Genomic DNA, 12,009 nt, shown 5'->3' on the forward strand with positions numbered 1-12,009 from the left:
ACAATCCCCTCAATGAGCTGACAAAAACGCCACTACTCGGTCGCTGAACGCAGCGCCGGCCTGGACGTTGGACAGATGTGCGGCGTAGAACTCGGCGTACTCGGCGCCACGCACATGTTCCTGAATGAAATGCCCGCCGGACGGCGGCGTCACCGCGTCTTCAGTACCGGCAATTACCAGCAGCGGCACCTGAATCGAGGACAACTGATCGCGGAAATCGGCATCGCGTACCGCTGCGCAATTGGCCGCATAGCCTTCGGGCGACGTGGCCGCGAGCATGTCGGTGATCCGTTTGGCTATGTCTGGGTGCGCCGCGGAAAAGTCCGGAGTGAACCAGCGCGCAATCGACGCATCGCGCAGCGCGACCATCGCCGCCGCGCCGTCACGCAGTACGGTTTCAATCCGTGGATTCCACACCGACGGATCGCCGATTTTCGCCGCAGTGTTGCACACGATCAGTTTGTTCAATCGCTGACCGGCATTGATCCCCAGCCACTGACCGATCAATCCGCCCATGGACAGACCACAGAAATGCGCGCGCTCGATGTGCAAGGCATCCAGCAGCGCCAGCACGTCGCGGCCGAGTTGCTCGATGCTGTACGGCCCCGGCGTCACCAACGATTTGCCGTGACCACGGGTGTCGAAACGCAGCACGCGAAAATGCTCGCTGAACGCCGGGATTTGCGCGTCCCACATGTGCAGGTCGGTGCCCAGGGAATTGGACAGCACCAATACCGGCGCATCGACCGGCCCATCGAGTTGGTAATGCAGTTCGCCCTCGGCGAGTTGTACGAATGCCACGGCAGTCTCCTTCAGGCTATCAACGCAAAATGTTCAGCCACCGCTCGCTCGACCCAGGTATGGGCCTGACCGAGGTAATGGGCGGGGTCCAGCAGACGATCGAGTTCGGCGTTCGACAGTTCGGCGGTCACTTGCGGCTCGTCGCCGAGTACCGCGCGCAGATGACGTTGTTCAGCCACGGAGCGCTTGCAGCATTGCTCCAGCAGATGGTGCGCGGTGTCGCGACCGACCCTTTGCGCCAGGACGATGCTCACGGCTTCGGCCAGCACCAGGCCCTGGGTCAGGTCGAGGTTGCGCGTCATTCGGTCGGCGTCCACTTCCAGTCCGTCGGCCACCAACAGCGCTTGCTGCAGGCTGCCTGACACCAAACAGCAGATCTCCGGCAGGGTTTCCCATTCGGCATGCCACAGACCCAGGCTGCGTTCGTGCTCCTGCGGCATCGCGCTGAACAAGGTCGAGAGCAAACCCGGTACCCGCGTCGCCGCGCCGATCAGCACCGCTGCGCCCACCGGGTTGCGCTTGTGCGGCATGGTCGAGGAACCGCCCTTGCCTGGCGCCGACGGCTCAAACACTTCGCCGGCCTCGGTCTGCATCAACAGGCTGATGTCGCGGCCGAGTTTGCCGAGGCTGCCGGCGATCAATCCAAGCACCGCGCCGAACTCCACCAGACGATCACGCTGGGTATGCCAAGGTTGATCCGGCAAGGTCAGTTGCAGTTCTTCGGCCAAGGCTTCGGCAATCGGCATCGCCTGCTCCCCGAGGGCCGCGAGGGTGCCGGAGGCGCCACCGAATTGCAGCACCAGCAGCCGGGGCTTGAGTTCCTGCAGACGCTGACGGCTACGCGTCACCGCGCCCAACCAACCGGCGATTTTCATGCCGAGGGTGACCGGCGTCGCGTGCTGCAGCCAAGTGCGTCCGGCCAACGGCGTGGCGACGTAACGCCAGGCTTGGGTCGCGAGGGTTTCCCCCAGTTGTGCCAGATCAACTTCGATCAATTCCAGCGCGCGGCGCAGTTGCAACACCAGGCCAGTGTCCATCACGTCCTGACTGGTCGCCCCCAGATGCACATAGCGCTCGGCTTCGGCATCGCTCTTGGCGATCTGTTTACCCAGTGCCTTGACCAATGGAATCGCTGAATTCCCCGCCGTGGCAATGGCCTCGCCGAGGGCGGCGAAGTCGTAATGTTCAGCGAGGCAGGCGCGTTCGATAGACGCGACGGCTGTCTGCGGAATCAGGCCAACCCGCGCCTCGGCCCGAGCCAGTGCCGCTTCGAAATCAAGCATGGCCTGAACCCGGCCCTGATCGCAGAACACTTCACGCATGTCGCGTGCCGTGAAGTAGGCATCGAACAATTGATTGCCCGGTCGCTGGTTCATAAACAGTCCCTGCAGGCGAAGGCCGGTCAGGCCCCCGCGTAAAGATCAAAGGTCGTTTTGCATGCGCCAAAAGATCGTAGGCTGCGATCTTTTGATCTTGACCTCAATAATCGAAAAACACCGTCTCCGCATCCGTTCCCTGCAGAATCACGTTCCACTGATATACACCCGCAGCATCCTGCTTCGCCAGCAAGGTACCGCGGCGTTCGGCAGGCACGCATTCCAGCAGCGGGTCCGCCACGTTGGCCGGTTCGCCATCAAAGTAAATCCGCGTCAGCAAGTGCTTCACTAACCCGCGAGCAAACACCAGCACCACAAGGTGCGGTGCCTGGGTCGTGCCCTTCAGGCCTTCCACTGTGCCCGGTTTGATCGTGGTAAACCGGAAGCGCCCTTGTGCATCCACCGGCACCCGGCCAAATCCTTCGAAGTTCGGGTCCAGGGGTTTGTCCTGATCGTCTTCGGGGTGGTCGTACTTGCCGGCGGCGTTGGCCTGCCAGACTTCGAGCATGGCGTCGTTGACGAAGTCGCCATTGCCATCGACGACTTGCCCGGTGATCGCCACACGCTCGCCAAGGGTCTGTGCAACGGTCAGGTCTTCGCGGTTCAGCCAGGTCAGGCCAATGTGGTAATACGGCCCGACGGTGTGGGACGTGGTCGCAGTCAGCGTCATCTTATTTCTCCATCGGCGTGGCGTCGCGGCCGCGCAAAACGATGTCCCAGCGATAACCGAGGGCGTAGGAAGGAATGGTTTTTTCCAGGTCGAAACTGGCGATCAGGCGCTCTTTGGCGCTGGTATCGGGCACGCAGTTGTAGATCGGGTCGTAGGCCAGCAACGGGTCGCCCGGGAAATACATCTGGGTCACCAGGCGCGTCAGAATACTCGGCCCGAACAGTGAGAAATGGATGTGCGCCGGGCGCCAGGCGTTGTGGTGGTTACCCCACGGATAAGCACCGGGCTTGATGGTCTGGAATTGATACCAGCCATCGGCGTCGGTCATGGTGCGACCGGTGCCGCTGAAGTTCGGGTCCAGCGGCGCGTCGTGCAGGTCGCGCGCATGGTTGTAGCGACCGGCGGCATTGGCCTGCCAGATCTCCACCAGAATTCCCGGCACCGGCAGACCGTTTTCATCCAGCACACGGCCGTGGATGATGATGCGCTCACCCAGTGGTTCGCCCTGATGCTGCGCGGTGAGGTCATTGTCCTTTTCCTGGATGCGCTCGGCGCCGATGGTCGGGCCGGTGATTTCCGACAGCGAATGAGGCAAAAACACCAACGGCTTGGACGGCGAGCGAAGGTTGGTGGATTGATAAGGAGGGTGCAGGTATTCCGGCTGAGTGCCCGCCTGTGGGCGACGGTAACCAGGTTTGTCAGTCATTGCGCTTTCCTCAGTTCTTATTAGTCACTTCTGTGTGTCAGACCCGTTCGATCGCCAAGGCCAGACCCTGGCCGACACCGACGCACATGGTCGCCAGACCTTTCTTGCCACCGTTTTTTTCCAGTTGATGCAGCGCGGTCAATACCAAGCGTGCACCGCTCATGCCCAGCGGATGACCCAAGGCAATGGCGCCACCGTTCGGGTTGACCTGGGCCGCGTCATCCGCCAGTCCCAGCTCACGCAGCACGGCCAAGCCCTGGCTGGCGAAGGCTTCGTTGAGTTCGATCACATCGAAATCGCTGACCGCCAGGCCCAGGCGTTCGGTCAATTTGCGCACCGCTGGCACCGGGCCGATGCCCATCACCCTGGGTGCGACACCGGCACTCGACATGCCCAACACGCGAGCGCGGGCAGTCAGGCCATGTTTCTTCACGGCGTCGCCGGAGGCCAGAATCAACGCCGCCGCACCGTCGTTCACTCCGGAGGCATTGCCGGCGGTGACGGTTTTATCCGGGCCGTTGACCGGTTTGAGTTTGGCCAGGGTTTCCAATGTCGTGTCAGCGCGGGGATGCTCATCCTGCGTGACGACGCTTTCACCCTTCTTGTGGGCTATGCGCACTTCAACGATTTCTTCGGCGAAAAATCCAGCGGCTTGCGCGGCGGCCGTGCGCTGCTGACTGCGCAGGGCGAAAGCATCCTGATCGGCGCGGGAAACCTGGTAGTCGTCGGCCACGTTATCGGCGGTCTGCGGCATCGCATCGACGCCATATTGGGCTTTCATCAACGGGTTGATGAAACGCCAGCCGATGGTGGTGTCTTCCAGCTTCATATTGCGCGAGAACGCCGCATCAGCCTTGCCCATCACGAACGGTGCACGGGACATCGACTCGACGCCACCAGCAATCGCCAGCTCCATCTCGCCACTGGCGATGGCCCGGAACGCCGTGCCAATCGCATCCATGCCCGAAGCGCAAAGACGGTTGAGGGTGACCCCGGGAATGGTTTCCGGCAGGCCTGCCAGCAGCAACGCCATGCGTGCCACGTTGCGGTTGTCTTCCCCAGCCTGGTTGGCGCAACCGAGGAACACCTCGTCCACCGCGTTCCAGTCCACCGACGGGTTGCGCGTCATCAGCGCCTTGATCGGCACGGCGGCCAGATCGTCGGCGCGAACCGCCGACAGGCCGCCGCCAAAACGGCCGATGGGGGTGCGAATGGCGTCGCAGATATAAACGTCACGCATCAGGCTTCTCCAGGTGCTTGGCCGTGGGCCGCAGCGGTGCGGGCTTCCAGATCGCGCAGCGCGGTCAGCTCGACATCGGTTGGCTCGGCGGTGTTTTCCACCTGATCGGCAAAACGAATCGCCCAACCGGTGGCGGCGATCACTTGCTCGCGGGTCACCCCTGGGTGCAACGCGGTCACCACGAATTCATGGGTATCCGCTTCGGGTTCCATGATGCACAGGTCGGTAATAATGCCGACAGGACCGGCGCCCGGCAGACCGAGACGCTTGCGTGAATCCCCGCCCTCACCATGGCCGACCGACGTAATGAAGTCGAGCTTGTCGACAAAGGAGCGCGCCGATTGCTTGAGGATAATCAGCACGCTCTTGGCGGAACCGGCGATTTCCGGCGCGCCACCGGCACCCGGCAGGCGAACTTTCGGCTGATGGTAGTCGCCCACCACCGTGGTGTTGATGTTACCGAAGCGGTCGACTTGCGCGGCGCCGAGGAAACCGACGTCGATGCGCCCGCCCTGCAACCAGTAGCGAAAAATCTCACCGGTCGGGACGACAGTGTCGGCGGTCTCCGCCAGTTCACCGTCACCGATCGACAGCGGCAATACACTCGGTTTGGCACCGATCGGACCCGATTCATAGATCAGGACGACATCTGGCGAGGAAGTCAGACGTGCCAGGTTGGCGGCTTTCGACGGCAGGCCGATGCCGACGAAGCATACCGAACCGTTTTTCAGACGGCGGGCGGCGGCGACAGTCATCATTTCATTGGTGGTGTAAGTCATTACTTGGCCTCCGAAGCAGCGGCCAGCTTGGCCTGGAACTCACTGAAGTCAGCGCTACCGTGGATGTACTCGTTGATCCACGCGGTGAAAGTTTCACGGTCGCGGGCAATCGGGTCCCAGGCTTGATAGAAGCGGTTGTCGCGTTCGGTGTAACCAAGGGCGTAGGACGGATGTGCGCCACCCGGAACATGGCAGACCGCGCTCAAGGCCCAGGTCGGCAGCACGCAAGCGTTCATCGGTGCGTTGAGGTCGTCAACAATTTCTTCAACGGTGACAATGCAGCGCTTGGCTGCCAGCGCGGCTTCCTTCTGCACGCCGAGAATGCCCCAGAGCAGCACGTTGCCTTTGCGGTCGGCTTTCTGCGCGTGAATCACGGTGATGTCCGGGCGCACCGACGGCACCGCTGCCAACACTTCGCCGGTGAACGGGCAAGTAACGGTCTTGATCAGCGGGTTGACCTTTGGCAGGTCGGAGCCAGCGTAGGCACGCAGCACCGCGAACGGTAAGCCCGAAGCGCCCGCGACGTAGGCATTGGCCAGGTCGGCATGGCTGTGCTCTTCGATTTCCAGCGCATGCGGCCACTGCCTTTCGACCGCGTCACGCAGACGGTGCAGCGAGCCCACGCCCGGGTTACCGCCCCAGGAGAAAATCAGCTTGCGAGCACAACCGGCACCGATCAACTGGTCGTAGATCAAGTCGGGCGTCATCCGCACCAGGGTCAGATCTTTCTTGCCCTGGCGGATGATTTCGTGACCCGCCGCCGTAGGAATCAGGTGAGTAAAGCCTTCGAGCGCGACGGTATCGCCGTCGTTGACGAACTGCTTTATCGCGTCATGCAGCGAAAGGATTTCAGCCATGGGGCAGGCTCCCGTTTTGTTATGAACCGACAGTGGTAGAAAAAGGCGCGAGGTTCAGCGCCGGAATGACTGAAGAGTAAGCCCCTGGAAAAACCCAAACAATCCGATAATCGACTGAGTGTTCGTTTATCGAACATATTGTTGTCTCGCTACCGATCTCCTCTGCCGATCGTTCCCACGCTCCGCGTGGGAACGATCACATCTCCCCTCAGGTCGCATCCGCATGGCTGACCATGCCCTTGATCACCACCGCAGTGGTCGCCAACGCGGCCGGGATTACCAACGCCGTCAGCACCTGTTCGAAATTCCAGCCCAGGCCCAGCAGCGTCGCCCCCATCCATGCACCCAGGATCGCGCCGAAGCGGCCAATCCCGAGCATCCACGACACACCGGTCGCCCGCCCTTGAGTCGGGTAAAACCGCGCCGCCAGCGACGGCATCGCCGATTGCGCGCCGTTGACGCACATCCCGGCCACCAATACCAAGGTCGCGAGCAATGTGATGTTGCCCAGGCTCTGCCCTACCGCGTAGGCAAACACCCCGGCGAACAAGTAGAAAATGCCGATGACCTTGTGCGGATTGAACCGGTCCATCGCCCAGCCCACACCCACTGCGCTCAACACCCCACCGAACTGGAACAGCGCACCAATGAACGCTGCCTGCTCCATGCTCGCGCCGCTGTCGCGCATCAGCGTCGGCAGCCAACTGGTCAGCAGGTAAACGATCACCAGGCCCATGAAGTACGTCAGCCACAGCAACAACGTGCCGGTGCTATAAGTACCGGAGAAGATCACCGCAAACACATTGCGCGCCTTCACGGTTTTCTGTTCCGGCACGCTGAAGCTCGAAGCCTGAGCCACCACCGTCGGGTCGATTGGCGCCAGGGCCTTGCGCACTTTGTCCGTGCCCCGATTGCGCACCACCAGATAGCGCGCCGATTCCGGCAACCAGAACAGCAATACAACCGCGAGGATCAACGGCAGAATCCCGCCGATCATCAACAGACTGTGCCAGCCGAAGGCCGGGATCAGTTTGGCCGAGATGAACCCGCCACCGGCCATGCCGAGGTTGAAGCCGCAGAACATGCTGGTCACCAGCAGGGATTTTTTGCGCTCCGGGGTGTATTCGGACAACAGTGTCGTGGCGTTCGGCATGCCAGCGCCCAGCCCCAGGCCGGTAAGGAAACGCAGCACCAGCAGCTGATCGACGTTGGTGCTATAGGCCGACGCCAGGCTAAAAGCACCGAACAACAGCACCGCGCCCACCAGTACGACTTTTCGCCCGAATCGGTCAGCCAACGGGCCGGAACCCAAAGCGCCGAAGACCATGCCGATCAGCGCCGCACTCATCACCGGGCCGAGACTGGCGCGATCGATGCCCCAGTCCTGGGACAGTGCCGGCGCGATAAAACCCATAGCCGCGGTGTCGAGGCCATCGAGGAAAACAATCAGGAAACATAGAATCACCACCCGCCATTGGTAGCGCGAAATGGGTTGAGCGTTGATGAAGGACTGCACGTCGAGGCAGTTTCCTACAGCAGACTGAGGCTGGTTCATTATTTTTATTCCACGCAAAGAACGCAGTCGAACAGGGCCGGGGCTGACGCTGTTACAAGAAAAGGAGGTCGGGCTCAGGCGATCGGGTTTCGGCAGCTAAATCGGGGGAAACAGCGACAGTCGGGAAACGTGCGCATGCTGATGCCTCTTCTCATTATTATTGGGTCGTCGTCCGGCGACTGACTGAAGACAGTAGTGCCGGATGACGCTGCCGCGACATTAATGATCCAAGGGAAAGAGCGTCAATTCGATAAACCCGACTCTGTGCGTTTATCGAACAGCTTAGGCGAAGAGTTGTGCGCTCAGATCACGACTGGCGCTTAACAGACCGGGCAAGAAACGCTGTTCCAGCTCGCTGCGACTGACCCGGCCAGCGTGGGTGCTGACGTTTAACGCCGCCACCACTTGGCCGGAAGCGTCGTACACCGGAACGGCAATCGAGCGCAGGCCCTGTTCCAGTTCCTGATCGACGATGCACCAGCCTTGTTGCCGTACCTCTTGCAGGCATTCGAGCAATGCCTCGGGGGTATGCAAGGTGCGGCTGGTCTTGGCTTGCAGCTCGGCATGGTCGAGGTACTCGCGCAGCGACGTATCGTCCAGCGCGGCAAGAAGAATCCTGCCCATGGATGTGCAATAGGCCGGCAGTCGACCGCCCACCGAGAGGTCGACGGAAATCAGTCGTTGGGTGGTCGCCGAGCGCGCAATGTACAAAATGTCATCGCCTTCCAGGGTGGCCATGTTGCAGGCCTCATGCAGTTGTTCGCTCATGCGGTCCAGATACGGCTGGGCAGAAACCGCCAATGGTGTCGACGACAAATAGGCATGGCCCAGGGTCAGTACTTTGGGCAGCAGCGAATAAGTACGCCCGTCAGTGGTGGCGTAGCCGAGCTTGATCAGGGTATGCAGGCAACGCCGCACAGCGGCGCGGGGAATTTCTGTGCGGTGGCTGATCTGCGCAATGGTCAGGTGCCGCTTGCGTTCCTGGAACGCTTGCACCACCGCCAGACCACGGGCCAGGGAGGTCATGAAATCCGGATCACCGGTCAAGGCCTGGATTCGCTTGGCGGGCGAGGCAACGATCGGTGGTGCCACTGAAGCGAAGGAGTTGCGCATTTGATCGTTCATATCAGGTTGTTTCCCAGACGGATCAGCGACTATTACAAGCGGCTCCCGGTCTGACACACAAGCCACCGGCCACCAAGATTGGGCGATTATCGAATCATTGGCCGATAATCGCAATCGCCGGTGCTTACGAGTGAGGCACACTGCGTTCGCTCGTCGCACAACACGGTTGTTATTTTCTGTCACTGACTTAAAGAAGGACGATGTAATAATCTGTTCAGCTTAATGGCGCCAGAAAGTCACCGGTGCAACTGCATCACCCGCAGCGTAGTTACCGGTAAAACTTTGCAAGTAACAAAACAATCACTCATGAGGAACTACTTTTAACTCTCAAGAGATAGTGTTCTGCGGATCGACCGCTATAATGCATCTCAGTGGCGATCGGTTTTTTACCTGCCGATTCCGCCAACCGGCAGCGCAATATCCATTGCCGCTGTCCGCAGCAAGCGCCTGACGCTCATTTGATATGTTCCGCCAATGCGCTCGCTGAAACAGGAGTCTGATGCTACGTCAGCTGTTTATCTCTGGTGCCGTGGCCGCCTGCAACAAGGACGTATTGATTGCTCCGAGGGAACGATGCCGTATCAGGCATTGTCCCTTCAACGAGCAGGGTCAATAAATCGATGCAGCGCGTTTCACCAGAATTAATCTCAACTCAATCAGGTAGCACTGTGACGAAAGACGAACTGCGCGCGGAACTTGAGCGCCAGGAACAACGTTACAAGGAAGTTTACGGCGGGGAAGTCACCACCTACGCCGCTCAGCCCGAACCCGAACGCAAACCCTGGCGTAAACGCGCCACTGTTCAGGATCAGGCCTTCACTCAGGAATTGCAGAAGATGGAAAAGGAACTCAAAGCCGAAGAGCCATGACCGCCTCGGCCTGAATCCTTTCAAGAGCCTGCGTCTGCATCCGTTAAAAGCGGGTTGTATCGATGATGCTTTTCGTGCCCGCTACAAGCGGGCAGCGGCCCCCTTCATCCGTTGGATGGGGCAAATGGCTCCTGTCTGACCCTCTTCCCAGATATTTCACACAAACGTTCAAAGCTCTCGTCCCGACGGGAGAAACCCTTGTGGCTGCGGCCTTTGCAAGTAAATTCAATGACTTGTAAAACCCTGAAAAAACCTGGGGCTTGGGGGATTGCCACCAAATAATTCGTTGAAGAATGTAACCAATGAGCAGCAAGTGCATTGATCAGCAGTCTTTTCTGGCATAATCGCGCCCCCTTATGACCGGGTCAGAAAACCTTCATGATCGATTTATTCAGCGGACTGGATGCTTGGGTGCTTGTGAGCCTCTTGCTCGCCCTGGCCTTTGTCCTCGCCTTCGAGTTCATCAACGGCTTTCATGACACCGCAAACGCGGTGGCCACTGTTATCTACACCAAAGCCATGCCGCCTCATCTGGCGGTGTTCTTTTCCGGTGTGTTCAACTTCCTCGGCGTGCTGCTGGGCGGTGTGGGCGTGGCGTATGCCATCGTCCATTTGCTGCCGGTAGAACTGCTGATCAATGTGAACACCGGTCACGGACTGGCCATGGTGTTCTCGTTGCTCGCCGCCGCCATCACCTGGAATCTGGGCACCTGGTACTTCGGTATCCCGGCCTCCAGCTCCCACACGCTGATCGGTTCAATCCTCGGTGTCGGCCTGGCCAACGCCCTGATCAACGACATTCCGTTGGCCGATGGCGTGAACTGGCAGAAGGCGATCGATATCGGTGCGTCCCTGGTGTTCTCACCGATGGCCGGCTTCCTGATCGCAGCCTTGGTGCTGATCAGCCTTAAATGGTGGCGTCCGCTGTCCAAGATGCACAAGACACCGGAACAGCGCCGCAAGATCGACGACAAGAAACACCCGCCATTCTGGAACCGTCTGGTACTGGTGATGTCGGCGATGGCGGTCAGCTTCGTGCACGGCTCGAACGATGGCCAGAAAGGTATCGGTCTGATCATGCTGGTGCTGATCGGTATTGTGCCGGCGCAGTTCGTCCTTGACCTGAACAGCACCACCTACCAGATCGAACGGACTCGCGATGCGACCCTGCATCTGAGCCAGTTCTACGAGCGCAACCGCGAATCCCTGGGTGAGTTCCTGGCACTGGGCAAAAGCGTCAAAGGCGATCTGCCGGAGAAATTCCGTTGCAACCCGCAACAGACCGAACCGACCATTGCAGCGCTGCTTGGCACCCTTAAAGGTGTAGCCGACTACCATTCGTTGCCGTCGGAAAGCCGCATCGAAGTGCGTCGCTACCTGCTCTGCCTGGACGACACTGCAAAGAAAGTCGCCAAGCTGCCAGGCCTCGCTGCTCGTGAAAAAGCTGACCTGGACAAGCTGCGCAAGGACCTGACCACCACTACCGAATACGCCCCGTTCTGGGTGATTTTGGCGGTCGCACTGGCCCTCGGCCTGGGTACCATGGTTGGCTGGAAACGCGTGGTACTGACCATCGGCGAAAAAATCGGCAAGCAAGGCATGACCTATGCTCAAGGCATGTCGGCGCAGATCACCACCGCGTGCATGATCGGCATGGCCAACATCTTCAGCCTGCCAGTCTCCACCACCCACGTCCTGTCCTCAGGCGTGGCCGGCACCATGGTCGCGAACAAGAGCGGCCTGCAAGGCGGCACCGTCAGAACCATCCTGCTGGCCTGGGTCCTGACCCTGCCAGCCACCGTGGCCCTGTCGGCCGGCCTGTTCTGGCTGGCGTCGAAGGCACTGGGTAGCTGATACACCGCTACTGAAAAAGGCGCGTTCCGTGAGGTTCGCGCCTTTTTTATGGTTCTTCACGGAATCCCGGGAAACACAGAAACAAGAACGCCGATTTGATTGATGATGTTCGTGCGAGCAAACACATCTAACAAACCGGCGTTCTTATGCGCGATATTAATACTTTCCTTCCTTTTT

11 protein-coding genes are annotated in these 12,009 nt (G+C 60.0%); 2 read left to right on the forward strand and 9 right to left on the reverse strand.

The genetic code is table 11. The features are described 5' to 3' along the window. Positions 1–9: 9 nt before the first annotated feature. The 9 genes from pcaD to pcaR all read right to left on the reverse strand — a co-directional run bounded on the left by pcaD (position 10) and on the right by pcaR (position 9,109). Positions 10–801 (reverse strand): 3-oxoadipate enol-lactonase, encoded by a 792-nt coding sequence (gene pcaD / locus CKW20_RS19560; protein WP_095054385.1) that lies wholly within the window; start codon positions 799–801, stop codon positions 10–12. 11 nt (positions 802–812) lie between these two features. Then, the gene (locus CKW20_RS19565) at positions 813–2,177 is read right to left on the reverse strand and encodes a 3-carboxy-cis,cis-muconate cycloisomerase (RefSeq protein WP_095054386.1); all 1,365 of its coding nucleotides are present in this window, start codon (positions 2,175–2,177) and stop codon (positions 813–815) included. A 103-nt stretch (positions 2,178–2,280) separates the two neighbouring features. Beyond that, the gene (pcaG, locus tag CKW20_RS19570; protein WP_095054387.1) at positions 2,281–2,847 is read right to left on the reverse strand and encodes a protocatechuate 3,4-dioxygenase subunit alpha; all 567 of its coding nucleotides are present in this window, start codon (positions 2,845–2,847) and stop codon (positions 2,281–2,283) included. Position 2,848: 1 nt separating this feature from the next. Next, on the reverse strand, positions 2,849–3,553 hold the full coding sequence (gene pcaH / locus CKW20_RS19575; protein WP_095054388.1) for a protocatechuate 3,4-dioxygenase subunit beta: 705 nt from the start codon (positions 3,551–3,553) through the stop codon (positions 2,849–2,851). A gap of 37 nt (positions 3,554–3,590) precedes the next feature. After that, positions 3,591–4,796 (reverse strand): 3-oxoadipyl-CoA thiolase, encoded by a 1,206-nt coding sequence (gene pcaF, locus CKW20_RS19580; RefSeq protein WP_176466930.1) that lies wholly within the window; start codon positions 4,794–4,796, stop codon positions 3,591–3,593. Further along, a complete protein-coding gene (locus CKW20_RS19585) occupies positions 4,793–5,572 on the reverse strand; it encodes a CoA-transferase subunit beta (protein ID WP_008005876.1) in 780 nt (259 codons plus the stop codon). The genes pcaF and CKW20_RS19585 overlap by 4 nt, the downstream gene beginning before the upstream one ends. Continuing rightward, positions 5,572–6,429 (reverse strand): CoA transferase subunit A, encoded by an 858-nt coding sequence (locus CKW20_RS19590; protein ID WP_095054390.1) that lies wholly within the window; start codon positions 6,427–6,429, stop codon positions 5,572–5,574. The genes CKW20_RS19585 and CKW20_RS19590 overlap by 1 nt, the downstream gene beginning before the upstream one ends. Before the next feature lie 208 nt (positions 6,430–6,637). Further along, positions 6,638–7,984 carry an MFS transporter gene (locus tag CKW20_RS19595; RefSeq protein WP_095054391.1) on the reverse strand — a complete coding sequence of 449 codons (1,347 nt, stop codon included), beginning with the start codon at positions 7,982–7,984 and terminating at the stop codon, positions 6,638–6,640. Between the two features lie 282 nt (positions 7,985–8,266). Next, positions 8,267–9,109 (reverse strand): pca regulon transcriptional regulator PcaR, encoded by an 843-nt coding sequence (gene pcaR / locus CKW20_RS19600; protein ID WP_007903845.1) that lies wholly within the window; start codon positions 9,107–9,109, stop codon positions 8,267–8,269. A 668-nt stretch (positions 9,110–9,777) separates the two neighbouring features. Between pcaR and CKW20_RS19605 the strand changes: the two genes are divergently transcribed. Next, a complete protein-coding gene (locus tag CKW20_RS19605; protein WP_007935837.1) occupies positions 9,778–9,978 on the forward strand; it encodes a hypothetical protein in 201 nt (66 codons plus the stop codon). Between the two features lie 378 nt (positions 9,979–10,356). Beyond that, positions 10,357–11,832 (forward strand): inorganic phosphate transporter, encoded by a 1,476-nt coding sequence (locus CKW20_RS19610; RefSeq protein ID WP_095054392.1) that lies wholly within the window; start codon positions 10,357–10,359, stop codon positions 11,830–11,832. Positions 11,833–12,009: the final 177 nt, after the last annotated feature.

Source organism: Pseudomonas sp. Irchel s3b2, from assembly GCF_900187445.1.
Classification (GTDB): Bacteria; Pseudomonadota; Gammaproteobacteria; order Pseudomonadales; family Pseudomonadaceae; genus Aquipseudomonas.